The 25197-nt window shown below is 54.3% G+C and carries 23 protein-coding genes; 18 read left to right on the top strand and 5 right to left on the bottom strand.

Annotation, left to right across the window (positions count from 1 at the left end):
* Positions 1–7: 7 nt before the first annotated feature.
* The gene (gene kdpA / locus AB182_RS17670) at positions 8–1687 is read right to left on the bottom strand and encodes a potassium-transporting ATPase subunit KdpA (protein ID WP_047371250.1); all 1680 of its coding nucleotides are present in this window, start codon (positions 1685–1687) and stop codon (positions 8–10) included.
* Positions 1687–1776: a K(+)-transporting ATPase subunit F gene (gene kdpF / locus AB182_RS17665; RefSeq protein ID WP_041852093.1), complete on the bottom strand. Its 90-nt coding sequence runs from the start codon at positions 1774–1776 to the stop codon at positions 1687–1689. The genes kdpA and kdpF overlap by 1 nt, the downstream gene beginning before the upstream one ends.
* A gap of 344 nt (positions 1777–2120) precedes the next feature.
* On the opposite strand from kdpF, the gene AB182_RS17660 reads away from it, so the two are divergent.
* The 7 genes from AB182_RS17660 to nei all read left to right on the top strand — a co-directional run bounded on the left by AB182_RS17660 (position 2121) and on the right by nei (position 7897).
* Entirely contained in the window at positions 2121–2327 is a 207-nt protein-coding gene (locus AB182_RS17660) for a YbfA family protein (RefSeq protein WP_047371249.1), read from the top strand.
* Positions 2328–2589: 262 nt separating this feature from the next.
* Positions 2590–4008 (top strand): deoxyribodipyrimidine photo-lyase, encoded by a 1419-nt coding sequence (gene phrB, locus AB182_RS17655; protein WP_047371248.1) that lies wholly within the window; start codon positions 2590–2592, stop codon positions 4006–4008.
* 11 nt (positions 4009–4019) lie between these two features.
* Complete coding sequence (locus AB182_RS17650) at positions 4020–4769, top strand: type 2 GTP cyclohydrolase I (RefSeq protein WP_047371247.1); 750 nt, start codon at positions 4020–4022, stop codon at positions 4767–4769.
* 11 nt (positions 4770–4780) lie between these two features.
* Positions 4781–5437: a 5-oxoprolinase subunit PxpB gene (pxpB, locus tag AB182_RS17645; RefSeq protein ID WP_047371246.1), complete on the top strand. Its 657-nt coding sequence runs from the start codon at positions 4781–4783 to the stop codon at positions 5435–5437.
* The gene (gene pxpC / locus AB182_RS17640) at positions 5431–6363 is read left to right on the top strand and encodes a 5-oxoprolinase subunit PxpC (protein WP_047371245.1); all 933 of its coding nucleotides are present in this window, start codon (positions 5431–5433) and stop codon (positions 6361–6363) included. Before pxpB ends, pxpC begins: the two co-directional genes overlap by 7 nt.
* Entirely contained in the window at positions 6353–7093 is a 741-nt protein-coding gene (pxpA, locus tag AB182_RS17635; protein WP_047371244.1) for a 5-oxoprolinase subunit PxpA, read from the top strand. The genes pxpC and pxpA overlap by 11 nt, the downstream gene beginning before the upstream one ends.
* 12 nt (positions 7094–7105) lie before the next feature.
* Positions 7106–7897: an endonuclease VIII gene (gene nei, locus AB182_RS17630; RefSeq protein ID WP_047371243.1), complete on the top strand. Its 792-nt coding sequence runs from the start codon at positions 7106–7108 to the stop codon at positions 7895–7897.
* An 86-nt stretch (positions 7898–7983) separates the two neighbouring features.
* On the opposite strand, the gene AB182_RS17625 is transcribed toward nei, so the two are convergent.
* Positions 7984–9270 (bottom strand): citrate synthase, encoded by a 1287-nt coding sequence (locus AB182_RS17625; RefSeq protein WP_047371242.1) that lies wholly within the window; start codon positions 9268–9270, stop codon positions 7984–7986.
* Between the two features lie 180 nt (positions 9271–9450).
* The gene (locus AB182_RS33480) at positions 9451–9633 is read right to left on the bottom strand and encodes a hypothetical protein (RefSeq protein WP_075203577.1); all 183 of its coding nucleotides are present in this window, start codon (positions 9631–9633) and stop codon (positions 9451–9453) included.
* Positions 9634–9907: 274 nt separating this feature from the next.
* Here AB182_RS33480 and sdhC point away from each other — a divergent pair, with 274 nt between their 5' ends.
* From sdhC to sucD, 8 genes are all read left to right on the top strand, one after another.
* Positions 9908–10312 carry a succinate dehydrogenase cytochrome b556 subunit gene (sdhC, locus tag AB182_RS17620; protein WP_047371241.1) on the top strand — a complete coding sequence of 135 codons (405 nt, stop codon included), beginning with the start codon at positions 9908–9910 and terminating at the stop codon, positions 10310–10312.
* The gene (gene sdhD, locus AB182_RS17615; protein WP_041852082.1) at positions 10306–10653 is read left to right on the top strand and encodes a succinate dehydrogenase membrane anchor subunit; all 348 of its coding nucleotides are present in this window, start codon (positions 10306–10308) and stop codon (positions 10651–10653) included. The genes sdhC and sdhD overlap by 7 nt, the downstream gene beginning before the upstream one ends.
* A complete protein-coding gene (sdhA, locus tag AB182_RS17610) occupies positions 10653–12419 on the top strand; it encodes a succinate dehydrogenase flavoprotein subunit (protein WP_047371240.1) in 1767 nt (588 codons plus the stop codon). The genes sdhD and sdhA overlap by 1 nt, the downstream gene beginning before the upstream one ends.
* A 15-nt stretch (positions 12420–12434) precedes the next feature.
* Positions 12435–13151, top strand: a complete 717-nt coding sequence (gene sdhB, locus AB182_RS17605; protein WP_041852080.1) for a succinate dehydrogenase iron-sulfur subunit SdhB — start codon at positions 12435–12437, stop codon at positions 13149–13151.
* A 361-nt stretch (positions 13152–13512) separates the two neighbouring features.
* The gene (sucA, locus tag AB182_RS17600; protein ID WP_047371239.1) at positions 13513–16320 is read left to right on the top strand and encodes a 2-oxoglutarate dehydrogenase E1 component; all 2808 of its coding nucleotides are present in this window, start codon (positions 13513–13515) and stop codon (positions 16318–16320) included.
* Between the two features lie 14 nt (positions 16321–16334).
* Positions 16335–17561: a 2-oxoglutarate dehydrogenase complex dihydrolipoyllysine-residue succinyltransferase gene (gene odhB, locus AB182_RS17595; RefSeq protein WP_047371238.1), complete on the top strand. Its 1227-nt coding sequence runs from the start codon at positions 16335–16337 to the stop codon at positions 17559–17561.
* Positions 17562–17678: 117 nt separating this feature from the next.
* Complete coding sequence (sucC, locus tag AB182_RS17590) at positions 17679–18845, top strand: ADP-forming succinate--CoA ligase subunit beta (protein WP_047371237.1); 1167 nt, start codon at positions 17679–17681, stop codon at positions 18843–18845.
* Positions 18845–19714, top strand: coding sequence for a succinate--CoA ligase subunit alpha (gene sucD / locus AB182_RS17585; protein WP_047371236.1), 870 nt, complete (start codon positions 18845–18847; stop codon positions 19712–19714). Before sucC ends, sucD begins: the two co-directional genes overlap by 1 nt.
* Before the next feature lie 74 nt (positions 19715–19788).
* Here sucD and AB182_RS17580 read toward each other — a convergent pair whose 3' ends face one another.
* A complete protein-coding gene (locus AB182_RS17580; RefSeq protein ID WP_047371235.1) occupies positions 19789–20238 on the bottom strand; it encodes a winged helix-turn-helix transcriptional regulator in 450 nt (149 codons plus the stop codon).
* Between the two features lie 109 nt (positions 20239–20347).
* On the opposite strand from AB182_RS17580, the gene AB182_RS17575 reads away from it, so the two are divergent.
* From AB182_RS17575 to cydA, 3 genes are all read left to right on the top strand, one after another.
* The gene (locus AB182_RS17575) at positions 20348–21559 is read left to right on the top strand and encodes an MFS transporter (RefSeq protein ID WP_223883553.1); all 1212 of its coding nucleotides are present in this window, start codon (positions 20348–20350) and stop codon (positions 21557–21559) included.
* 18 nt (positions 21560–21577) lie between these two features.
* Positions 21578–22927, top strand: a complete 1350-nt coding sequence (locus AB182_RS17570) for a pyridoxal phosphate-dependent decarboxylase family protein (RefSeq protein WP_047371233.1) — start codon at positions 21578–21580, stop codon at positions 22925–22927.
* Positions 22928–23626: 699 nt separating this feature from the next.
* The gene (cydA, locus tag AB182_RS17565) at positions 23627–25195 is read left to right on the top strand and encodes a cytochrome ubiquinol oxidase subunit I (protein ID WP_047371232.1); all 1569 of its coding nucleotides are present in this window, start codon (positions 23627–23629) and stop codon (positions 25193–25195) included.
* Positions 25196–25197: the final 2 nt, after the last annotated feature.

Here is a 25197-nt window from a genome sequence, read left to right as displayed (position 1 = left end):
CCGCAAATCAGCGTAAAGAGAGGTATTCCGCTACCGGACCCAGGGCCAGCGCAGGAATAAAGGTCAGGGCACCAACAAGCAACACGGTACCGATCAACAGGCCGACAAACAGCGCGCCGTGCGTGGGCAGCGTCCCGGTGCTGGCAGGCTGAATTTTCTTATTCACCAGTGACCCGGCAATCGCCATGACCGGCACAATGATGCCGAAGCGACCAATGAACATGCAAAACGCCAGCAGGCAGTTCCAGAACGGCGTATTTGCGCTCAGGCCAGCAAAAGCGCTGCCATTGTTATTCGCCGCAGAAGAGACGGCATACAGTACCTCGCTAAAACCATGAATACCCGGGTTAAGCATGCCGCTGCTTCCCGCTTCGGTCATCATTGCCAGCGCGGTGCCGATCAGCACAAGGGCCGGTGTGACGAGGATCGCCAGCGCGGTCATTTTCATTTCGCGCACATCGATCTTCTTGCCGAGGTATTCCGGGGTCCGCCCAATCATCAGCCCGGCGATAAACACGGCCAGCATTACAAACAGCAACATGCCGTATAAGCCGGAGCCGACGCCGCCAAACACCACTTCGCCGATTTGCATCAGCCACATTGGCACCATCCCGCCCAGCGCGGTAAAGGAGTCATGCATGGCGTTAACGGCGCCACAGGAAGCTGACGTAGTGATGACTGCAAAGAGGCTACTGGCAAGGATGCCGAAGCGACTCTCTTTCCCTTCCATATTGATGGCGCTGTCACCGCCCAGCGTGAGGAAGTGCGGGTTACCCTGCCATTCGGCCCACATGACCACGGCGACGCAAATGACGAAGATGATCGACATGGCCCACAGAATGGCGTGTCCCTGGCGGCGATCGCTGACTGCATCGCCAAAGGCAAAACAGAGCGCTGCCGGGATTAAAAAGATCGCCAGCATCTGCACGAAGTTGGTTAACGCTGTAGGGTTTTCAAACGGGTGTGAGGAGTTGGCGTTAAAAAAGCCGCCGCCATTGGTCCCCAGCATTTTAATGGCTTCCTGCGAGGCAACGGGTCCCATCGGCAACAGCTGTTTTGCCCCCTCAAGGGAGGTAAAAGGCTGGTACGGCAGGATGTTTTGCAATGCGCCTTGTTGAATAAAGATCAGCGCAATAACCAGCGAAAGGGGCAGCAGCACCCACAGTGTAATGCGGGTTAAATCGACCCATGCATTACCCAGTGTCGTCACGCTATGGCGGGCAAAAGCGCGGATCAGGGCGAAAATGACCGCAATACCGGTGGCGGCGGAGAGGAAGTTTTGTACCGTCAACCCCACCATCTGGCTGAAATAGCTCAGGGTGGTTTCACCTGAATAGGATTGCCAGTTGGTGTTAGTCACGAAACTCACGGCAGTGTTCAGTGCCAGATGCCAGGACAATCCAGGGAACTGTTGCGGGTTAAAAGGCAATATGCCCTGCAACATCAGCATGGCGAACAGCAACACCAGACCGAAAATATTGAGCCACACTATCGCCATCAGATACTGGAGCCAGCCCATTTCCCGGGAATCAATCCCCATCATCCGCAGCAGTCCGTTCTCCAGCGTTGATACGCCGGGAAGGGGAGCGCCGACGATCATCTTCGCCAGTAACGTTCCTAAGGGGCGAGCAAGAATAAACAGGACCAGTAAAAAGCTGACAATCAGTAAAAACGCCTGGGCTGCCATCAGAAAGCCTCCGCGTTAATCAGGGCATAGACCAGATAGCCCAACAACAGGAACACCAGCACGATACCGGTTACGACGCCTGCACTCACAATCCACCTCCAGGTGTTTTAGGGATTGCTGTGAGCGTAGGATTTTGCGTGCAAAGATTTCGCAAAAATCAGATGGGCGGGTGTAAAAAAAATATAAAAATGGCGAAGACCCTATTTTAACTAATGGTTAGTATTAATTTAACTTTTACGTAACTTAATTACGTCATGAATGTAAATAACGGCAAAATTGACAAAAAATAGTGGTCGGATGAGTAGTAAAATTACAAACAAAACGGTAGTATTTTAACCAGATTCAGATGCGCCCCACAGGATCCGTAACCGATCTCTGTCATGGGGGAACATTTTCCCGGTGAATGTTACCGGCCAACAAAGGGGAGAGAATTATGACCGTATATAAAACATTTCCAGTTCATATCGTCCTGATGCGTCGCATTTTCGCCGTGCTGGCTGGCGTACTCGCATTGCCGGTCATGCTGTTCTGGAAAGACCGCGCCCGTTTTTATAGCTATCTGCATCGCGTCTGGGCGAAAACCAGTGACAAACCGGTATGGATGGCTCAGGCCGAAAAAGTGACCTGCGATTTTTATTGATCAATTGATTACACTCAGCAATAAAAAAACCGCTGCGTTTTGACGTAGCGGTTTTTTTTTGCCCCTCAGAATCCGCAGCTCGTCGGGGAAGCCATCACCCCTGTTCAGGGCAGTGCATTTTCATATGGCACGTTATTCCTGCACTCCAGGCGCTACACTTAACTCGCCCTGTTGTTGAGAGAAGTAACCTCTGCTTGCACTCGCAACCTTCCTTTAACACACTAACGGCATTTTCTGACGGATATCAGTTAACAGGAGAGTTATGGCCACCCATCTGGTCTGGTTTCGCGCAGATTTGCGCGTACATGATAATTATGCCCTCGCAGCCGCCTGTAATAATCGCGAAGCCTGTGTTAAAGCCCTGTTTATTGCCACACCTGGGCAGTGGAAAAAACATGTAATGGCCCCACGGCAGGCCGCGTTTCTCGCCGCTCATTTGAATACACTCCAACGGGCGCTGGCAGAGAAGGGTATTCCATTGATTTACAGGGAAGTCGACGATTTTGCTGCCAGCGTTGATACCGTGGCAGCGGTGTGCGCCGAAGAAAAGGTCAGCCATCTTTTTTATAACTACCAGTACGAAGTGAACGAACGCCAGCGCGATGCGGCGGTAGAGAAAGCGCTGCCTGACGTCGCATGCCAGGGGTTTAATGACAGCGTCATGCTGGCGCCAGGCAGCGTGGTGACCGGCAATCATGAAATGTATAAAGTCTTTACGCCGTATAAAAACGCCTTTTTGCGACGGCTGAAAGAGGAGCTACCCGTCTGTGTCGGTGCGCCGGATGTGCGGGCAGGGGGGGCATTAAATGGGGCGCTTGCGACGTTGACGTTCGATTATCCGCAAGAAGAATTTGATTCAACTTTATTTGCGGCGGATGAGAAAACGGCAATCCAGCGCCTGCGATTTTTTTGCCAGCAGCACACCGCCGCTTACGAGCAACAGCGGGATTTTCCGGCAATTGAAGGCACCAGCCGCCTTTCTGCCTGCCTGGCAGCCGGCGTTCTTTCGCCACGGCAATGTTTGCATCGCCTGTTGGCCGAGCAGCCTGATGCGTTGAATGGCGGCAGCGGGGCCGTATGGTTAAACGAGCTGATCTGGCGGGAATTTTACCGCCATTTAATGACGTTTCACCCTGATTTGTGTAAGTACCGTCCTTTCATTCCATGGACTGATAATGTGAAATGGAATGACCAACCTGAGCAGCTTCGCGCCTGGGAGGAGGGGAGAACGGGCTATCCGATTGTGGATGCGGCTATGCGCCAGTTGAATCGTACCGGCTGGATGCATAACCGCTTGCGAATGATCGTTGCCAGCTTTCTGGTTAAAGATCTCTTGCTCGACTGGCGTTTGGGTGAACGTTATTTTATGACGCAACTCATTGATGGCGATTTGGCTGCGAATAACGGCGGCTGGCAGTGGGCAGCGTCGACGGGGACCGATGCCGCGCCCTATTTCCGGATCTTTAATCCCACAACCCAGGGGGAACGGTTTGATACCGAGGGCGTATTTATTCGACAGTGGATCCCTGAACTGGCCGCTGTGCCGGGTAAGGCGATTCACGACCCCTGGACATGGGCGGATAAAAGAGGCATCTCTCTGAATTATCCGCGCCCAATAGTGGAGCACAAACAGGCTCGTGCTGCCACACTTGCAGCCTATGAAGCCGCTCGTAAACCGTAAAGAGAGTGACGATGAAAAATACCGAACTGGAAAAACTGATCAACGAAAAACTCAACAGTGCGGCGTTCAGCGATTACGGCCCAAATGGCCTACAGGTTGAGGGACGCGAAACGGTTAAAAAAATCATCACCGGGGTAACGGCAAGCCAGGCGCTACTGGATGAAGCAGTGCGTCAGGAAGCCGACGCGGTGATTGTGCATCATGGTTATTTCTGGAAAAACGAACCGGCAATCATTCGCGGCATGAAGCGCAATCGCCTGAAAACGCTGCTGGCGAATGACATCAACCTGTACGGCTGGCACCTGCCGCTGGATGCGCATCCGGAACTGGGCAATAACGTACAACTGGCGTCTCTGCTGGGGATAACGGTGATGGGCACCGTAGATGGCGAAGAATTGCTGCCGTGGGGCGAGCTGTCGATGCCGGTACCCGGGCCGGAACTGGCATCGTGGATTGAGGCTCGTCTGGGGCGCAGGCCATTATGGAGTGGTGATACCGGTCCGGAACTGATTAAGCGCGTCGCCTGGTGTACCGGTGGCGGGCAAGGCTTTATCGACAATGCTGCCCGTTTTGGCGTTGACGCGTTTATTACCGGCGAAGTCTCCGAGCAAACCATACACTCAGCACGAGAGCAAAACCTGCATTTTTACGCGGCAGGCCATCATGCGACCGAGCGTGGCGGTATTCGTGCGCTGAGTGAATGGCTGAACGAAAACACAGATTTGGACGTTACATTTATTGATATTCCGAATCCGGCATAAGGAGCGGGAGAGTGCAGAGAGCACGTTGTTATCTGTTAGGTGAAACGGCGGTAGTGCTGGAGCTGGAACCTCCGGTGACGCTGGAGACGCAAAAACGTATCTGGCGCTTAACGCAACGTCTGGCTGATGTGGCCGATGTGGTTGAAGCTATTCCGGGGATGAATAACATCACCGTGGTGTTGCGCGAACCACAAACCCTGGCGCTGGATGCCATTGAGCGTTTACAGCGCTGGTGGGAAGAGAGTGACGCGCTGGAGCCGGAATCGCGAACTATCGACATCCCGGTTATCTACGGCGGTGAAGCCGGGCCGGATCTGCCTGATGTGGCACGCCACACCGGGCTTACGCAAAAGCAGGTCGTCGAGCTTCACGCCTCTATCGATTATGTGGTGTGGTTTTTGGGTTTTCAGCCGGGCTTCCCGTATCTGGGCGGTATGCCGGAAAACCTCGCTACGCCGCGTCGCGCTGAACCTCGCGTGCGTGTGCCTGCCGGTTCTGTTGCCATTGGCGGCGCGCAAACGGGTATCTATCCGCTGGAAACGCCGGGCGGCTGGAACCTGATTGGTCGCACCGAACTGCCGCTGTTTACCCCCTCGCTTTCTGAGCCTGTCTTGCTGCGACCCGGCGACACACTGCGCTTTATTCCGCGTAAGGAGGGCATATGCTGAAAATTCTTCGTGCGGGTATCTATACCACCATCCAGGCAGGTAAACGCGTAGGGCTGCGGCAATCCGGCGTCAGCTACTGTGGTGCGCTGGATGGCCCGGCGCTGCACATTGCCAATGCGCTGGTCGGTAACGATGGCGATGCGGCAGGGCTCGAGATAACGCTCGGCCAGTGTGAAGTGCAGTTCGGCGAGGCGACGTGGTTTGCGCTGACAGGCGCGGGATGTGAAGCCAAACTCGATGGCAAAGCGGTCTGGACGGGCTGGCGCTATCCGGTTCAGGCGGGGCAAAAACTGGTACTTAAGCGTCCTCAGCACGGCATGCGCAGTTATCTGGCAGTGGCCGGAGGTCTGGACGTGCCGGAGGTGCTGGGCTCTTGCAGTACGGATTTAAAAACCGGGTTAGGTGGGCTGGAAGGGCGTCTGCTTCGGGATGGCGATGAGATCCCGCTGCGCGGTGCTGCGCGGACGTTTAAAGGACCGCAAGGGGTGAAGCAGTTGCTCTGGGGCAACCGCATCCGCGCGTTGCCGGGGCCGGAGTACCGGGAGTTTGATCAGCACTCGCAGGAGGCCTTCTGGCGTGTGCCATGGCATCTCGATCCACAAAGCAATCGTATGGGATACCGTTTGCAGGGCCATAAATTAATCCGCTCCACCGATCGCGAGCTGGTTTCGCATGGGCTTTTACCCGGTGTCGTGCAGGTGCCGCCGAATGGGCAGCCTATTGTTCTGATGAATGATGCGCAGACAACGGGTGGCTATCCACGGATTGCCTGCATCATTGAGGCCGATATGTATCATCTTGCGCAGATCCCTCTTGGGCATCCTATTCATTTTGTCCCCTGTACGCTGGAGGAGGCGCTGGCGGCACGGCAAGACCAGCAGCGTTATCTGGCGCAACTATCATGGCGGTTGCGTCATGAAGATTGATTTAAACGCCGATCTGGGGGAGGGGTGCGGCAATGATGCCGCACTGTTGCAACTGGTCTCATCGGCCAATATTGCCTGTGGTTTCCATGCGGGTGATGCGCAAACTATGCGCCTGTGTGTCCGCGAAGCGCTAAAAAATGGCGTCGCGGTGGGGGCGCACCCGAGCTTCCCCGATCGGGACAATTTTGGCCGCACGGCAATGCAGTTACCCCCTGAGACGGTCTATGCACAAACGCTCTATCAGTGCGGCGCGCTGGCGGCTATTGCGCGCGCGGAAGGGGGGCGCATGGTTCATGTCAAGCCGCACGGCATGCTGTATAACCAGGCCGCCGTTGACCCGCAACTGGCAGAGGCTATCGCCCGTGCGGTGCGCGACTGCGACCCGGCACTGATTCTGGTCGGCCTTGCCGGCAGTGAGCTTATTCGCGCCGCAAAACGCCTTCAACTTACTACGCGTGAGGAAGTGTTCGCCGATCGCGGTTATCAGGACGATGGCACGCTGGTGCCACGTTCGCAGCCGGGCGCATTGATTACCGATGACGAGACCGCGCTGACGCAAACGCTGGGGATGGTCTTATCCGGCAAAGTCATCAGCGTCAACGGGCATGAAGTTGCGTTGCGGGCGCAAACCGTCTGCCTGCATGGCGATGGTGAGCATGCGCTGGCGTTTGCCCGCCGCCTGCGTGAGGCATTCGATCGGTGTAGTATTGATGTCAGTGCAGACAGTTAAAAGGATGTTGTGATGCCAGAAGGCCCGGAAATTCGCCGCGCAGCAGACAGTCTTGAAGCGGCCATCAAAGGTAAAACGCTCACGGAGGTCTGGTTCGCCTTTCCCCATCTTCAGATTTTCGCGCCGATGCTCACAGGCGAGTGCGTTGAACGTATTGAAACGCGTGGTAAAGCTTTGCTGACCCACTTTTCCAGTGGCATGACGATGTACAGCCACAACCAGCTGTATGGCGTCTGGCGGGTGGTTGATACCGGCGAGGTGACAGAAACCAACCGCGTGTTGCGTGTACGGCTGGCGGCAAAAGACAAAGCCATTTTGCTTTATAGTGCCTCTGATATTGAGATACTGACCGCCGACGAGCTGGCGGCTCACCCTTTCTTACAGCGCGTAGGCCCGGATGTGCTGGATATGTCGCTGACCGTCGCGCAGGTCAAATCGCGGTTATTATCTCCCCGGTTTTGTCGCCGCCAGTTTGCCGGTTTGCTGCTTGACCAGGCATTTCTCGCCGGGTTGGGGAATTATTTGCGCGTTGAAATCCTGTGGCACGCCGCCCTTGCGCCTGAGCATAAAGCGATCGATCTCAATGAGGCTCAACTGGACAGACTGGCTCAGGCGCTGCTCGACATTCCGCGCCTTTCCTACCAGACGCGTGGCAGGGTGGATGAAAATCACCATCACGGGGCGCTGTTTCGCTTTAAGGTTTTTCACCGGGCCGGTGAGGCCTGCGAGCGCTGTGGCACGGTGATTGAGAAAACCACGCTCTCTTCGCGTCCTTTTTATGGCTGTCCGGGTTGCCAGAAATAGTCCTGTTTAGCAAAGCAGACAGGCCATCATCGACAGATGGCAGCCAATAAAAAACCCGCCGCAGCGGGTTTTTTACTCTCAGCAGCTTAGTGCTTTTCGAGATCGGTTTTGAAATCGCGTTTTTCATAACCGGTGTAGAGCTGACGCGGACGGGCAATTTTAATGCCGTCGTCGTGCATTTCGTTCCAGTGTGCAATCCAGCCCACGGTACGCGCCATCGCGAAGATAACGGTAAACATGGAAGACGGAATGCCCATCGCTTTAAGGATGATGCCGGAGTAGAAGTCCACGTTCGGGTAAAGCTTACGTTCGATGAAGTACGGGTCATTGAGCGCGATATGCTCAAGTTCCATCGCCACTTCCAGCAGATCGTCTTTCGTACCCAGCTCACGCAATACTTCGTGGCAGGTTTCACGCATTACGGTGGCGCGCGGGTCATAGTTCTTGTAGACACGGTGACCGAAGCCCATCAGACGGAACGAGTCGTTCTTGTCTTTGGCGCGACGCAGGAATTCCGGAATGTGTTTAACGGTGCTGATCTCTTCGAGCATTTTAAGCGCTGCTTCGTTCGCGCCGCCGTGTGCAGGTCCCCACAGGGAGGCAATGCCCGCAGCGATACACGCAAACGGGTTGGCGCCCGAAGAGCCTGCGGTACGCACGGTGGAGGTGGAAGCGTTCTGTTCATGGTCAGCGTGCAGGATCAGAATACGGTCCATTGCGCGTTCCAGCACCGGGTTCACTTCATATTTTTCACACGGCGTGGAGAACATCATGTTCAGGAAGTTACCCGCGTAGGAAAGATCGTTGCGCGGATAAACAAAAGGTTGACCAATAGAATACTTGTAACACATCGCCGCCACGGTTGGCATTTTGGACAGCAGGCGGAAAGCCGCGATCTCACGGTGACGCGGATTATTCACGTCCAGAGAGTCATGGTAGAACGCCGCCAGTGCGCCGGTGACGCCACACAGGACCGCCATTGGGTGGGAGTCACGACGGAAACCATGGAACAGACGGGTAATCTGCTCGTGAATCATCGTGTGGCGGGTAACGGTGAGTTTGAACTCATCGTATTGTTCTTGCGTCGGTTTTTCACCGTACAGCAGGATATAACATACTTCCAGATAGTTGGAGTCGGTGGCCAGTTGGTCGATCGGGAAACCACGATGCAACAGGATACCTTCGTCGCCATCAATGAAGGTGATTTTGGATTCGCATGATGCGGTAGAGGTGAAACCTGGGTCAAAAGTAAATACACCTTTTGAACCGAGACTACGGATATCAATAACATCCTGACCGAGCGTGCCCTTTAGCACATCCAGTTCAATAGCAGCGTCACCATTATAGGTGATGTTTGCTTTTTTATCAGCCATTTACGGTCTCCTTAGCGCCTTATTGCTTAAGACTACCTGTTACCGGATTTGCATTCAAACTGCCTTTTAACGCTACCAGATTATTATTTGGCTCGCTGCTCTGATGAGAGGAAAAACCAGGGTACAGAGCGATGGGCGCTAGCAGGTACACATTGAAAGTACAGTCAAAACAGCAACAAATCAGGTTCTTAGCAGTCGGATTTTGTCAAACCTGCTATCACTAATAACTGTCCTGATTAATTCGGTCAACTTCATCACACTGTTGCATAACTTATTTGCAGGTGAAAGATAGACCCCATAACTTTTGCGAATTATATCTCTCTTCTGATGAAGTTTGTAACAAGAATGTTTAACTTTTGTCAAATCAGATGATTAAATTTTAAAATAATGTTGTTATCGTGACCATGATCACTGTTCAGCATAAAACCCGACAAACTATATGTAGGATAATTGTAATGATTTTGTGAACGACCTATACTGCCGCCAGGTCTCCGGAATACCCTGCAATCCCGAGCCACCCAGCGTTGTAACCTGTCGTTTCGCATCTGGAAGCTGAAATTTTGCATTACGCGCAGTTATAGAAAAGGACGCTGTCTGACCCGCAAGCAGACCGGAGGAAGGAAACTATAAGAACAGCATGTGGGCGTTATTCATGATAAAAAATGTGAAAAAACAAAGACCTGTTAATCTGGATCTCGCAACGATCCGGTTTCCTGTTACGGCAATAGCGTCCATTCTTCACCGCGTTTCCGGCGTCATCACTTTTGTGGCGGTCGGTATCCTGCTGTGGTTACTGGGCCTGTCGCTGTCATCCGAAGAAGGCTTCCAGTCTGCCTCCGCTATTATGAGTGGCTTTTTTGTTAAATTCATTTTGTGGGGCATCCTGACTGCACTGGCTTATCATGCCGTTGGCGGTATTCGCCACATGCTGATGGATTTTGGCTGGCTGGAAGAAACTTTTGAGGCAGGAAAACGTTCCGCCAACGTGTCATTTGCAATTACTGTCGTGCTTTCACTTCTCGCAGGAGTCCTCGTATGGTAAGCAACGCCTCCGCATTAGGACGCAACGGCGTACATGACTTCATTCTGGTCCGCGCTACCGCAATCGTCCTGACGCTCTATATCATCTATATGGTCGGTTTTTTCGCTATCACTGGCGATATTACCTGGCAAGTCTGGACAGGCTTCTTCTCATCCGCCTTCACGAAAGTCTTCACCCTGCTGGCACTGTTCTCCATTTTGATTCATGCCTGGATTGGCATGTGGCAGGTGTTGACCGACTACGTTAAACCGCTGGCTGTGCGCCTGATTCTGCAACTGGCTATTGTCGTTGCACTCGCGGCTTACGTTATTTATGGATTCGTTGTGGTGTGGGGTGTGTGATGAAACTGCCAGTCAGAGAATTTGATGCTGTCGTTATTGGCGCAGGCGGCGCAGGTATGCGCGCGGCGTTACAAATTTCCCAAAGCGGCCAAACCTGTGCGCTGCTTTCTAAAGTTTTCCCAACCCGTTCTCACACCGTATCCGCTCAGGGCGGCATTACGGTAGCGCTGGGCAATACCCACGAAGATAACTGGGAATGGCACATGTACGATACGGTAAAAGGTTCCGATTACATCGGTGACCAGGATGCCATCGAATACATGTGTAAAACCGGTCCGGAAGCCATTCTGGAACTGGAACATATGGGCCTGCCGTTTTCGCGTCTCGATGATGGCCGGATCTACCAGCGGCCGTTCGGCGGTCAGTCGAAAAACTTCGGCGGCGAGCAGGCTGCACGTACCGCAGCGGCGGCTGACCGTACCGGTCACGCGTTATTACATACGCTTTATCAGCAAAACCTTAAAAACCACACTACTATTTTTTCCGAGTGGTACGCGTTGGATCTGGTGAAAAACCAGGATGGCGCCGTTGTTGGTTGTACTGCTCTGTGCATTGAAACCGGTGAAGTGGTCTATTTCAAAGCCCGCGCAACTGTGCTGGCAACGGGCGGTGCGGGTCGTATTTACCAGTCCACCACCAACGCGCACATCAATACCGGTGACGGTGTTGGTATGGCGCTGCGTGCCGGTGTACCGGTACAGGATATGGAAATGTGGCAGTTCCACCCGACCGGTATCGCCGGGGCAGGGGTGCTGGTCACCGAAGGTTGCCGTGGTGAAGGCGGCTATCTGTTAAACAAACATGGTGAGCGTTTCATGGAGCGCTATGCGCCGAACGCAAAAGACCTGGCGGGCCGTGACGTGGTGGCGCGTTCCATCATGATCGAAATTCGCGAAGGTCGTGGCTGTGATGGTCCGTGGGGGCCACATGCCAAACTGAAACTCGATCACCTCGGCAAAGAGGTGCTGGAGTCGCGTTTGCCTGGCATTCTGGAACTGTCCCGTACTTTTGCGCACGTCGATCCTGTTAAAGAGCCGATCCCGGTGATCCCAACCTGTCACTATATGATGGGCGGGATCCCGACCAAAGTGACCGGTCAGGCGCTGACGGTGAACGCGCAGGGCGAAGATGTGGTGATTCCTGGGTTGTTCGCAGTGGGCGAAATCGCCTGCGTATCGGTGCACGGCGCCAACCGCCTGGGCGGCAACTCACTGCTTGACCTTGTTGTCTTTGGTCGTGCGGCAGGTCTGCATCTGCAAGAGTCTATCGCTGAGCAGGGTGTACTGCGCGATGCGAGTGAATCGGATATTGAAGGCTCGCTGGAACGTCTCAATCGCTGGAACAACAACCGCACAGGTGAAGATCCGGTAACCATCCGTAAAGCGTTGCAGGAATGTATGCAGCATAACTTCTCGGTCTTCCGTGAAGGCGACGCGATGGCGAAAGGTCTTGAGCAACTGAAAGTGATTCGCGAACGCCTGAAAAATGCCCGTCTGGATGACACCTCCAGTGAATTTAACACCCAGCGTGTTGAGTGTCTGGAGCTGGATAACCTGATGGAAACCGCGTACGCGACGGCGGTATCTGCCAACTTCCGTACCGAGAGCCGTGGCGCGCATAGCCGCTTCGACTTCCCGGAGCGTGATGATGAAAACTGGCTGTGCCATTCCCTGTATCTGCCAGAGACGGAATCCATGACGCGTCGTAGCGTCAATATGGAACCGAAACTGCGCCCGGCTTTCCCGCCGAAGATTCGTACTTACTAATGCGGAGACAGGAAAATGAAATTCGAGTTTTCAATTTATCGCTATAACCCGGATGTCGACGACGCTCCGCGTATGCAGGATTACACGCTGGAAGGGGAAGAAGGTCGTGACATGATGCTGCTCGATGCCTTAATGCAGCTGAAAGAAAAAGACCCCAGTCTCTCTTTCCGTCGCTCCTGCCGTGAAGGGGTATGCGGTTCAGACGGCCTGAACATGAACGGTAAAAACGGTCTGGCGTGTATTACGCCGCTGTCGGCGCTGGGTAACGGTAAGCAGAAGATTGTGATTCGCCCGCTGCCGGGGCTGCCGGTAATCCGTGATTTGGTTGTGGACATGGGGCAATTCTATGCCCAATATGAGAAGATTAAGCCTTACTTATTGAATAATGGGCAAAATCCACCTGCACGTGAGCATCTGCAGATGCCAGAGCAGCGTGAAAAACTCGATGGGCTGTACGAATGTATCCTTTGTGCATGCTGCTCCACGTCCTGCCCGTCGTTCTGGTGGAACCCGGATAAGTTTATCGGTCCAGCCGGTCTGCTGGCCGCGTATCGCTTCCTGATTGACAGTCGTGATACCGAAACCGATAACCGCCTGGAAGGGCTGAGTGATGCTTTCAGCGTATTCCGCTGCCATAGCATTATGAACTGCGTCAGTGTCTGTCCGAAGGGACTGAACCCGACGCGCGCCATCGGCCATATTAAGTCGATGTTGTTACAACGTAGTGCGTAGTAAACGTGGGGGGAGCGCTGTTCCCCCACCCTGACCCTCTCCCCCCGGGGAGAGGGCAAAGAAAGAAGCAGGAAACCTTTAAAAACCGCTGTACGCAGTTGAAATAATCGAAGCGTTCGTGGCGAGACAAGGCGGCAACTGAGCGAATTGACGGGAGCATAGTGAACTATGTGACCGGAGTGAGTGAAGGCAGCCAACATCGTCGCAGCCCGAACGATGAAGATTAGGGCAGTTTTTAAAGGTTCCTTCGCGGGCCAACAAAGAGAAGAGCTCGCAAGTGAACCCCGGGACGTGTGCGCCCTGCCGCGCGCGTTGTAGTTATCCACGGCGAAGTAAGCATAACAATGCTTAAGGGATCACGATGCAGAACAGCGCTTTGAAAGCCTGGCTGGACTCTTCTTACCTCTCTGGCTCGAACCAGAGCTGGATAGAACAGCTCTATGAAGACTTCTTAACCGATCCTGACTCGGTAGATGCGACATGGCGTTCCATGTTTGAAGAGTTACCGGGCACCGGAGTGAAACCGGATCAATTCCATTCAAAAACACGTGATTATTTTCGTCGTCTGGCGAAGGATGCCTCACGTTACTCTTCTTCCATTTCTGACCCTGACACCAATGCGAAGCAGGTAAAAGTCCTGCAGCTCATTAACGCCTACCGCTTCCGCGGTCATCAGCAGGCCAATCTCGATCCGCTGGGACTGTGGCAACAAGAGCGCGTTGCAGACCTCGATCCGTCATACCATGACCTGACCGAGGCAGATTTCCAGGAGACGTTCAACGTAGGTTCTTTTGCCATCGGCAAAGACACGATGCAGCTTGGCGATTTGATCGCGGCGCTTAAACAGACCTACTGCGGCTCTATCGGCGCTGAATACATGCACATCACCAGCACCGAAGAGAAACGCTGGATCCAACAGCGTATCGAATCCGTTGCTGGCAAAGCTTCCTTTACCGCTGAGGAGAAAAAACGTTTTCTCAGTGAACTGACGGCGGCAGAAGGAATGGAGCGTTATCTGGGCGCCAAATTCCCCGGCGCGAAACGCTTCTCGCTGGAAGGCGGTGATGCGCTGGTGCCGATGCTCAAAGAGATGATTCGCCATGCCGGTAAAAGCGGCACGCGCGAAGTGGTGCTGGGTATGGCGCACCGCGGTCGCCTGAACGTGTTGATTAACGTGCTGGGTAAAAAACCACAGGACCTGTTTGACGAGTTTGCCGGCAAACATAAAGAACACCTCGGTACCGGTGACGTGAAATACCATATGGGTTTCTCGTCCGATATCGAAACCGAAGGGGGGCTTGTGCATCTGGCGCTGGCGTTTAACCCGTCGCACCTCGAAATCGTCAGTCCGGTGGTGATGGGCTCTGTACGCGCACGTCTGGACCGCCTGGATGAGCCGAGCAGCAACAAAGTTCTGCCAATCACTATTCACGGTGACGCGGCCGTTACCGGTCAGGGCGTAGTTCAGGAAACGCTGAACATGTCCAAAGCGCGGGGTTATGAAGTGGGCGGTACTGTCCGCATCGTTATCAACAACCAGGTCGGCTTCACCACCTCGAACCCGCTGGATGCGCGCTCCACGCCATACTGTACCGATATCGGTAAAATGGTGCAGGCGCCGATTTTCCACGTCAACGCCGATGACCCGGAAGCCGTGGCGTTCGTTACCCGTGTGGCGCTGGATTTCCGCAATACCTTTAAACGTGATGTCTTCATCGACCTGGTCTGCTACCGCCGTCACGGCCATAACGAAGCCGACGAGCCGAGCGCAACCCAGCCGCTGATGTATCAGAAAATCAAAAAGCATCCGACTCCGCGCAAAATCTATGCTGACAAGCTGGAGCATGACGGCGTTGCGACACTGGAAGATGCCACCGAACTGGTGAACCTCTACCGTGACGCGCTGGATGCCGGCGAGTGTGTGGTGAAAGAGTGGCGTCCGATGAATATGCACTCCTTTACCTGGTCGCCGTACCTCAACCATGAATGGGATGAGAGCTACCCGAATAAGGTAGAAATGAAACGCTTGCAGGAACTGGCGAAGCGCATTAGCACGGTGCCAGAGTCTATTGAAATGCAGGCTCGCGTGGCAAAAATTTACAACGATCGTCAGGCGATGGCCGCAGGCGAAAAACTGTTCGACTGGGGCGGTGCGGAAAACCTGGCCTATGCGACGCTGGTTGACGAAGGTGTCTCCGTGCGTCTGTCCGGCGAAGACTCTGGTCGCGGTACGTTCTTCCATCGTCATGCGGTAATCCACAACCAGGCGAATGGTTCAACTTACACACCGTTGCACCACGTCCATAATGCGCAGGGCCCGTTCAAAGTCTGGGACTCTGTACTGTCCGAGGAAGCGGTTCTGGCATTTGAATACGGTTATGCCACCGCAGAGCCGCGTACCCTGACCATCTGGGAAGCGCAGTTCGGCGACTTTGCCAACGGCGCTCAGGTGGTTATCGACCAGTTCATTAGCTCCGGCGAGCAGAAATGGGGACGTATGTGTGGTCTGGTGATGCTGCTGCCGCACGGTTACGAAGGCCAGGGGCCGGAACACTCCTCCGCACGTCTGGAGCGTTATCTGCAACTGTGTGCTGAACAAAACATGCAGGTCTGCGTACCGTCTACCCCGGCTCAGGTTTACCATATGCTGCGTCGTCAGGCGCTGCGCGGTATGCGCCGTCCGCTGGTGGTTATGTCGCCGAAATCCCTGCTGCGTCATCCACTGGCGGTCTCCAGCCTTGATGAGCTGGCGAACGGCACCTTTATGCCTGCGATCGGGGAGATTGACGCCCTTGATCCGACAGGGGTTAAGCGTGTCGTTCTGTGTTCTGGTAAGGTTTATTACGACCTGCTTGAACAGCGTCGTAAGAACGATCAGAAAGATGTCGCCATTGTCAGGATTGAGCAGTTGTATCCGTTCCCGCACCAGTCGGTGCAGGAAGCGCTGAAACCTTATGCGCATGTACAGGATTTTGTCTGGTGCCAGGAAGAGCCGCTCAACCAGGGCGCATGGTACTGCAGCCAGCATCATCTGCGAGAAGTGATTCCGTTTGGGGCTGCCCTGCAATATGCAGGCCGCCCGGCCTCCGCTTCGCCAGCGGTAGGATATCTGTCCGTTCACCAGAAACAGCAACAAGCTCTGGTCAATGACGCGCTGAACGTCGATTAATTAAAGGATAAATAATGAGTAGCGTAGATATTCTTGTACCCGACCTGCCTGAGTCCGTTGCTGACGCGACCGTTGCGACCTGGCACAAAAAACCGGGCGATACCGTCCAACGCGATGAAGTGTTGGTAGAAATCGAAACTGACAAAGTGGTACTGGAAGTACCGGCATCGGCAGACGGCATTCTGGACGCAGTGCTGGAAGATGAAGGCACTACCGTAACGTCCCGCCAGATTCTGGGCCGCCTGCGCGAAGGTAACAGCGCAGGCAAAGAGAGCAGCGCGAAATCTGACGCCAAAGAGTCGACCCCGGCTCAGCGCCAGCAGGCGTCTCTCGAAGAGCAAAATAATGATGCGCTTAGCCCGGCGATCCGTCGCCTGCTGGCCGAGCATAACCTTGAAGCCAGCGCCATTAAAGGCACCGGTGTGGGTGGCCGTCTAACTCGCGAAGATATTGAGAAACATCTGGCGAAAGCACCGGCGAGTAAAGAAGAAAGTAAACCTGCCGCACCGGCTGCAGCACCTGCTGCGCCGCAACTGGCGGGCCGCTCTGAAAAACGCGTGCCGATGACCCGTCTGCGTAAACGTGTCGCAGAGCGTCTGCTGGAAGCGAAAAACTCTACCGCCATGCTCACGACCTTTAACGAAGTGAACATGAAGCCGATTATGGATCTGCGTAAGCAGTACGGCGATGCCTTTGAAAAACGTCATGGCATCCGTCTGGGCTTTATGTCCTTCTACGTGAAAGCCGTGGTTGAAGCGCTGAAACGCTACCCGGAGGTGAACGCCTCTATCGATGGCGACGATGTGGTGTATCACAACTATTTCGATGTCAGCATGGCGGTCTCGACGCCGCGTGGTCTGGTGACCCCGGTTCTACGCGATGTAGATACCCTCGGCATGGCCGACATCGAAAAACGCATTAAAGATCTGGCGGTGAAAGGGCGCGATGGCAAGCTGACCGTTGAAGACCTGACCGGTGGTAACTTCACCATCACCAACGGCGGTGTGTTTGGTTCGCTGATGTCTACGCCCATCATCAACCCACCGCAGAGCGCAATTCTGGGCATGCATGCCATTAAAGACCGCCCGATGGCTGTTGATGGCAAAGTTGAAATTCTGCCCATGATGTATCTGGCGCTCTCTTACGATCACCGCCTGATTGACGGCCGCGAATCCGTAGGCTTCCTGGTGGCGATTAAAGAGCTGCTGGAAGATCCGACGCGTCTGCTGCTGGACGTGTAGTGTCCTTTGCCCGGCGGTGTCATGCCGCCGGGTTACAAAAACGAACACCTGCATTGTAGGCCGGATACGCGTAGCGCCGTCCGGCGTAACAAGTTTAATGAAGGATGGATAGAACACATGAACTTACATGAATATCAGGCAAAACAGCTTTTTGCCCGTTACGGTTTGCCTGCTCCTGTAGGCTATGCGTGCACCACCCCGCGTGAAGCGGAAGAGGCAGCGTCCAAAATCGGCGCCGGCCCGTGGGTCGTAAAATGCCAGGTACACGCAGGTGGCCGTGGTAAAGCGGGCGGTGTTAAAGTTGTTAACAGCAAAGAAGATATTCGCGCGTTCGCGGAAAACTGGCTTGGCAAACGTCTGGTGACCTATCAAACAGACGCTAATGGTCAGCCGGTTAACCAGATTCTGGTTGAAGCAGCGACTGACATCGGCAAAGAGCTGTATCTGGGCGCTGTTGTTAATCGTAGCTCCCGTCGCGTTGTGTTCATGGCGTCTACCGAAGGTGGCGTAGAAATCGAGAAAGTGGCGGAAGAAACCCCGCACCTCATCCATAAAATCGCCCTTGACCCGCTGGCCGGCCCAATGCCGTACCAGGGGCGTGAACTGGCGTTCAAACTGGGCCTGGAAGGTAAGCAGGTTCAACAGTTCACCAAGATTTTTATGGGTTTGGCGACCATTTTCCTTGAGCGCGACCTGGCGCTGATCGAAATTAACCCGCTGGTTATCACCAAACAGGGCGACCTGATCTGCCTTGACGGCAAACTGGGCGCTGACGGTAACGCACTGTTCCGTCAATCCGAACTGCGTGAAATGCGCGATCAGTCTCAGGAAGACCCGCGCGAAGCGCAGGCGGCACACTGGGAACTGAACTACGTTGCGCTGGAAGGCAACATTGGTTGTATGGTCAACGGCGCAGGCCTGGCCATGGGTACCATGGACATCGTTAAGCTGCATGGCGGCGAACCGGCAAACTTCCTCGACGTGGGCGGTGGTGCGACTAAAGAGCGCGTGACCGAAGCGTTCAAAATCATTCTCTCTGACGAAAACGTGAAAGCCGTTCTGGTTAACATCTTTGGCGGTATCGTTCGCTGTGACCTGATTGCCGACGGCATCATTGGCGCGGTGGAAGAAGTGGGTGTTAACGTACCGGTTGTCGTTCGTCTGGAAGGTAACAACGCGGAGCTGGGTGCGAAGCGTCTGGCTGACAGCGGCCTGAATATTATTGCAGCGAAAAGTCTGACGGATGCAGCTCAGCAGGTTGTTGCCGCAGTGGAGGGGAAATAATGTCTGTTTTAATTAATAAAGATACCAAAGTTATCTGCCAGGGTTTCACCGGTAGCCAGGGTACTTTCCACTCCGAACAAGCGATTGCCTACGGCACGCAGATGGTTGGCGGTGTAACGCCAGGCAAAGGCGGCACCACGCACCTGGGCCTGCCGGTATTCAATACTGTACGTGAAGCGGTGGAAGCCACCGGTGCGACGGCCTCCGTTATTTACGTTCCGGCGCCGTTCTGTAAAGACTCCATTCTGGAAGCGATCGACGCGGGCATTAAACTGATTATCACCATCACCGAAGGTATCCCGACGCTGGATATGCTGACGGTGAAAGTGAAGCTGGACGAAGCCGGCGTGCGCATGATCGGCCCGAACTGCCCGGGGGTTATCACCCCTGGCGAATGTAAAATCGGCATTATGCCGGGCCACATTCACCAGCCGGGTAAAGTGGGGATCGTTTCTCGTTCCGGTACGTTGACTTATGAAGCGGTTAAGCAGACCACCGACTACGGTTTCGGCCAGTCCACCTGCGTGGGCATCGGCGGCGACCCGATCCCTGGCTCTAACTTCATCGACATCCTGAAACTGTTCCAGGAGGATCCGCAGACCGAAGCAATCGTCATGATCGGTGAGATCGGCGGTAGCGCGGAAGAAGAAGCCGCGGCTTACATCAAAGATCACGTGACCAAACCGGTTGTCGGCTATATCGCTGGTGTGACTGCGCCGAAAGGCAAACGTATGGGTCACGCGGGCGCTATTATCGCCGGTGGCAAAGGGACCGCGGATGAGAAATTCGCCGCGCTGGAAGCCGCTGGCGTGAAAACCGTGCGTAGCCTGGCCGATATCGGCGAAGCGCTGAAAGCAATTATCAAATAAGACTCAATGCCCCTCATTAAAAGGGGCTGTAATATGTTCGACATGGTTGGCCGCTCTGAAAGGAGTGGCCTTTTTTATGCCCCGATTTTGCGCACGCGAGTATTTTCTCCGGTGAGCGTATGGCCGTCAGCTGCCTGTGGAACCATTAGAGGGATGGCCTCACCCGTACGCGTATCAACCAGCAACGAGTGCGGTTCACCCGGTGCAAACAGATTGCCTTCACCCCACTGACGTAGCGCGACGATAATCGGGAAGAGCGACTGTCCTTTGGGCGTGAGCACATACTCCTGATACGCCGTGCCGTCAGAAGCGGGCCGGGTGGCGAAGATACCCGCCTCGACCAGCTTACGCAGACGATCGGTGAGAATATTGCGCGCCATGCCCAGTCCACGCTGAAAATCGCCAAAACGCCTCACGCCGTCGAACGCGTCGCGGACGATAAGCAACGCCCAGCGATCGCCGATAATATCGACCGAACGGGCAACCGGGCAGGGATGTTGCGAGAACAAGGGTGCAGGTGACATAGCCGGGCCTTATGAAAAATATTCAAGTTGCATTTTAAAACTGGTTTATTTACGCTTCAACTAGTTTTCTTTTGAAACCATGTGAGCGATGAAAGAAAAGATGTGCACTATGCCGATGGCTTGTTCCGACAGCGTAACCCTGAGGCCAGCGACGATGCCGCGCGCTCTGGTGTTGTTGTTTGCCATCGCCAGCGGCCTGAGCGTCGCCAATGTCTACTATGCGCAACCGCTGCTCGATATGCTGGCGCAGGACTTCGCTATAAGCCAGGCCGCTATTGGCGGTGTGGTAACCGCAACTCAGGTAGGGTGCGCGCTGGCATTATTGCTACTGGTGCCGTTAGGGGACATGGTGGAGCGACGGCGCCTGATGCTATTGCAGCTCCTGGCGCTGATTGCTGCACTCTGTATCGTCGTGCTGGCGCAATCAACCGTGGTTTTGCTGGTGGGAATGCTGGCGACAGGGTTACTCGGCACGGCGATGACACAGGGGCTGATCGCCTGCGCGGCCAGTGCCGCTGATAGCCGGGAGCGTGGTCAGGTTGTGGGGGTGGCGCAGGGTGGTGTTTTTATCGGTTTGTTACTGGCGCGGGTTTTTGCCGGTCTGGTGAGCGACATGGCGGGATGGCGTGCGGTATATGGTGCTTCTGCGTTCATGATGCTGGTACTGCTACCGTTGCTCTGGCGGCAGCTGCCGCGTTTTAGCGTTGGTCCCGAATCGGTCAGCGCGAGACAACTGCTGTTCTCCATGTTGACATTGCTCTGTACCGATCGCGTACTGCAAATTCGCGGCGTGCTGGCGCTCTTGATGTTTGCTGCCTTTACCATTTTCTGGAGTGCAATGGTGCTGCCGTTGAGTGCGCCTCCCTATGGTTTTTCACATACTGTGATTGGCTTGTTTGCCCTTGCCGGTGTGGCAGGCGCTCTTGCCGCGGCCAGAGCCGGACGCGACGCCGATCGCGGTCATGGGCAGCGCACGAGTTTTTATGCGCTGGTGCTGCTATCGCTGGCTTGGTGGCCTTTGTCACAGCTTGAACATTCACTGGCGCTGTTATTGGTAGGGATTGTGCTGCTGGATTTGGGTGGGCAGGTGCTGCACGTTACCAACCAGAGCATGATTTTACGTTCATCGGCGGCACATGGGCGGCTTATTGCGCTCTATATGCTGTTTTACGCCACGGGAAGTGGGGCAGGGGCTATTGCGACCACGGCGGTATTCGCTCGCCATGGCTGGCAGGGTGTCTGTTTATTAGGCGTGGCTGTCAGTCTGCTGGCGCTAATGATATGGGCGATAACGCGGCATCTGATGCCAGACGTCAATTAATACAACAGGGGTGATGATATGAACGAACGGGATCTACTGGCCGAGGCCGATGCGCGCGCTTTACGCTATCTGGAGGGGAATAATACGCGACGCGTCTTTCCTGATGCGGACGCTATCGCTGCGCTTAGCGCGTTTGATGAACCGCTGCCTCAGGCCGGTGAATCCGCTGAGGGGACGCTGGCGCTACTGGATGATATCGGTTCGCCTGCGACCACAGCATCAAACGGGCCGGGGTATTTTGGTTTCGTCGTGGGGGCGACATTGCCTGCCGCTTCTGCGGCTGAGCGGCTTATGGTCGCATGGGATCAATGTGCGTCATCATTTCTGAACTCACCGGTGGCTGACAAAGTGGAGCGTGTTGCAGGCCGCTGGATCCTGGAAGCGCTGGATCTGCCGCGGGAATGCGCCGTTGGGTTTGGCACCAGCGCAACGGCTTGTACGCTGGCCGCCCTCGCGGCAGCACGCCGTGAATTGCTGGCGCGCGAAGGCTGGGATATCGATAACGATGGGCTGTCCGGCGCGCCGGAAATCAACGTGGTGGTTTCAGAACTGGTTCACATTACGGTGAAGAAAGCGCTGCGTATTCTGGGGTTCGGCATGTCACGGCTGATTGTTGCGCCAGTGGACGCCTTCGGGCGTGTTGACGTGAAACAACTGCCGCCGCTTAATGCCCGTACCCTCCTTTGTCTGCAGGCAGGGGAGGTGAATACAGGGGAGTTTGATCCTTTCGCGCAGATTATCCCGCAAGCCCATGATGCCGGGGCGTGGGTGCATGTCGACGGCGCCTTTGGTCTTTGGGCGCGTGCGTCATCGCAGGCGGCGCTGACGGAAGGGATTGAACTGGCGGACAGCTGGACCACGGATGCCCATAAATGGCTGAATACGCCTTATGATTGCGCGATGGTGATTTGCCGCAACCCTCAGGTACTGACCGGGGCGATGAACAGTGACGCGGTCTATATGAGCGCCAGCGCCGATGCGCAGAAGAACCTGACGCTGGAGTTCTCGCGTCGTCCGAGAGGTATTCCGGTGTGGGCCGCGCTGCGCGTGCTGGGTCGTGAGGGCGTACGGGAGATGATCGACAGGCACTGCATGCTGGCACGTGTCATTAGCGAGGGGCTGACAAAACATGGGTTTGACGTATTAAACCGCGTGGTGATCAATCAAGTACTGTTCCGTTGCGAGAGCGACGCACAAACGGAGGCGGTACTGGCTGCGGCACAAGCCTCGGGGAAAACCTGGTTTGGCAGCACCCGCTGGCAGGGAAGGCCAGCGCTACGTCTCAGCGTTTCATCCTGGCGCACACAGCGGGAGGATGTGGATGCGTTGCTGGCATTGCTGGCGAAAATAAACGCAGAGAGCCAGTAATCATAACCCTGAGGAATGTTAATAAACCGTTCCTGTGAAATTTTCACTCAAGGCTGTGCAACATTGCGCGGCCTTTTTTATTGAATAATCACCTTGTGGTGTTAAATATTTTCTCCTGTAAGTGAAATTATTGTGAAATTATTGAGATAAATAAAAGTAGCCATTTTACATGAGAGAGCCGGACGTTTATGCAAACCGCGATGAGCATCAAGGATTAAACGTTAAATAAGCGCCTAATTATTTATCTTCTGCGTCCGTTTGATAACTGTTGCTTGCGTTAAGATATACATATCGTTAACACGATTTTTACTAAATAGCTGCCGTTTCTACAAAATTAACAAAAACTAATGAAATTGATTTAAATCAATATTTAAAAACTTGGAAATGGCGCTAAAAATAGTTAAATTGTCGCCGATCAAATTGGCTTAAAACTGCTAAATTCAGTATAAATTGATCACTGTCGAAAAACGTAAAACAAACCCAATAAAAACCTTTTTATTGTAAGGGCTTTGCGGAGTAATATATTCGAGAGATCAATTTGGGTTTTTTATTAACGTGGTTGTAACTTTTTTGAATCGGCGTCAACGTTATTGCTGATGGTGATTTAAAAGTGCAACAACTTTGTATTGGGGCATGCGTGTAAACCTTCGCTGACGAGGTTTACTCTCGGAGTCTTCATGCGATGAGCAAGGAGTCATGATGTTAGATATAGTCGAACTGTCACGTTTGCAGTTTGCCTTGACCGCGATGTACCACTTCCTTTTTGTGCCACTGACGCTCGGTATGGCGTTTTTGCTGGCCATCATGGAAACGGTCTACGTCCTCTCCGGCAAACAGATTTATAAAGATATGACCAAGTTCTGGGGCAAGTTGTTTGGTATCAACTTCGCACTGGGCGTGGCCACCGGTTTGACCATGGAGTTCCAGTTCGGGACTAACTGGTCTTACTACTCTCACTACGTTGGGGACATCTTCGGTGCGCCACTGGCCATTGAAGGGTTGATGGCCTTCTTCCTCGAGTCCACTTTTGTAGGTCTGTTTTTCTTCGGTTGGGATCGTCTGGGCAAAGTACAGCATATGGCAGTGACCTGGCTGGTCGCGCTGGGCTCCAACTTGTCCGCGTTGTGGATCCTTGTAGCAAACGGCTGGATGCAAAACCCGGTTGCTGCAGATTTCAACTTCGAAACCATGCGTATGGAAATGGTCAGCTTCGCCGAACTGGTACTGAACCCGGTTGCTCAGGTGAAATTTGTCCATACCGTGGCCTCGGGCTATACCTGCGGTGCTATCTTCATCCTTGGTATCAGCTCTTACTATCTGCTGCGCGGTCGTGATATCGCATTCGCTAAACGCTCCTTCGCTATCGCAGCAAGCTTCGGTATGGCGGCTGTGCTGTCCGTTATCGTACTGGGTGATGAATCCGGCTACGAAATGGGTGACGTGCAGAAAACCAAACTGGCGGCCATCGAAGCAGAGTGGGAAACCCAACCTGCACCGGCTGCATTTACCCTGTTTGGTATTCCGGACCAGGATGCGCAGAAAAACCATATGTCCATCCAGATCCCTTACGCGCTGGGCATCATTGCTACCCGTTCTGTCGACACGCCGGTTATCGGCCTGAAAGACCTGATGGTGCAGCATGAAGAGCGTATCCGTAACGGTATGAAGGCATATCACCTGCTTGAACAACTGCGCTCCGGTTCGAAAGACCCGTCCGTACGCGATGAGTTCAACAGCGTGAAGAAAGACCTGGGTTACGGTTTGCTGCTCAAACGCTATACGCCGAATGTGGCGGATGCGACGGAAGCGCAGATTAAACAGGCAACGCAGGACTCCATTCCCCGTGTAGCGCCGCTGTACTTCGCTTTCCGTATTATGGTGGCGTGTGGCGTGCTGATGTTATTCATCATCGCCGTGTCGTTCTGGACCGTCTGCCGTAATCGCATTGGCGAGAAAAAATGGCTGCTGCGTGCCGCTCTGTATGGCATCCCGCTGCCATGGATTGCTATCGAATCCGGCTGGTTTGTCGCGGAGTACGGTCGTCAACCGTGGGCTATCGGTGAAATGTTGCCGACCGCTGTGGCGAACTCGACGCTGACCGCAGGCGACCTGCTGTTCTCGATGATCCTGATTTGCGGTCTGTATACCCTGTTCCTGGTGGCTGAAATGTTCTTGATGTTCAAGTTCGCACGCCTGGGCCCAAGCAGCCTGAAAACTGGCCGCTATCATTACGAGCAGTCCACTGTGGCTTCTCAGCCGGCACGCTAAGA

Origin of the sequence: Phytobacter ursingii (genome assembly GCF_001022135.1) — a bacterium.
In the GTDB taxonomy this organism is placed as follows: domain Bacteria; phylum Pseudomonadota; class Gammaproteobacteria; order Enterobacterales; family Enterobacteriaceae; genus Phytobacter; species Phytobacter ursingii.
This window is presented reverse-complemented; position numbering and strand designations above follow the sequence as displayed.

Bases quoted from the DNA above. Each gene is read 5' to 3' on its own strand.
- pxpC (WP_047371245.1), top strand. From the start codon at position 5,431: ATGCTGAAAATTCTTCGTGCGGGTATCTATACCACCATCCAGGCAGGT.
- sdhD (WP_041852082.1), top strand. From the start codon at position 10,306: ATGGTAAGCAACGCCTCCGCATTAGGACGCAACGGCGTACATGACTTC.
- sdhC (WP_047371241.1), top strand. From the start codon at position 9,908: ATGTGGGCGTTATTCATGATAAAAAATGTGAAAAAACAAAGACCTGTT.
- cydA (WP_047371232.1), top strand. From the start codon at position 23,627: ATGTTAGATATAGTCGAACTGTCACGTTTGCAGTTTGCCTTGACCGCG.
- sdhA (WP_047371240.1), top strand. From the start codon at position 10,653: ATGAAACTGCCAGTCAGAGAATTTGATGCTGTCGTTATTGGCGCAGGC.
- sucA (WP_047371239.1), top strand. From the start codon at position 13,513: ATGCAGAACAGCGCTTTGAAAGCCTGGCTGGACTCTTCTTACCTCTCT.
- pxpA (WP_047371244.1), top strand. From the start codon at position 6,353: ATGAAGATTGATTTAAACGCCGATCTGGGGGAGGGGTGCGGCAATGAT.
- sdhB (WP_041852080.1), top strand. From the start codon at position 12,435: ATGAAATTCGAGTTTTCAATTTATCGCTATAACCCGGATGTCGACGAC.
- phrB (WP_047371248.1), top strand. From the start codon at position 2,590: ATGGCCACCCATCTGGTCTGGTTTCGCGCAGATTTGCGCGTACATGAT.
- AB182_RS17575 (WP_223883553.1), top strand. From the start codon at position 20,348: ATGCCGATGGCTTGTTCCGACAGCGTAACCCTGAGGCCAGCGACGATG.
- AB182_RS17650 (WP_047371247.1), top strand. From the start codon at position 4,020: ATGAAAAATACCGAACTGGAAAAACTGATCAACGAAAAACTCAACAGT.
- odhB (WP_047371238.1), top strand. From the start codon at position 16,335: ATGAGTAGCGTAGATATTCTTGTACCCGACCTGCCTGAGTCCGTTGCT.
- AB182_RS17625 (WP_047371242.1), bottom strand. From the start codon at position 9,270: ATGGCTGATAAAAAAGCAAACATCACCTATAATGGTGACGCTGCTATT.
- AB182_RS17570 (WP_047371233.1), top strand. From the start codon at position 21,578: ATGAACGAACGGGATCTACTGGCCGAGGCCGATGCGCGCGCTTTACGC.
- AB182_RS17660 (WP_047371249.1), top strand. From the start codon at position 2,121: ATGACCGTATATAAAACATTTCCAGTTCATATCGTCCTGATGCGTCGC.
- nei (WP_047371243.1), top strand. From the start codon at position 7,106: ATGCCAGAAGGCCCGGAAATTCGCCGCGCAGCAGACAGTCTTGAAGCG.
- AB182_RS17580 (WP_047371235.1), bottom strand. From the start codon at position 20,238: ATGTCACCTGCACCCTTGTTCTCGCAACATCCCTGCCCGGTTGCCCGT.
- sucD (WP_047371236.1), top strand. From the start codon at position 18,845: ATGTCTGTTTTAATTAATAAAGATACCAAAGTTATCTGCCAGGGTTTC.
- kdpA (WP_047371250.1), bottom strand. From the start codon at position 1,687: ATGGCAGCCCAGGCGTTTTTACTGATTGTCAGCTTTTTACTGGTCCTG.
- sucC (WP_047371237.1), top strand. From the start codon at position 17,679: ATGAACTTACATGAATATCAGGCAAAACAGCTTTTTGCCCGTTACGGT.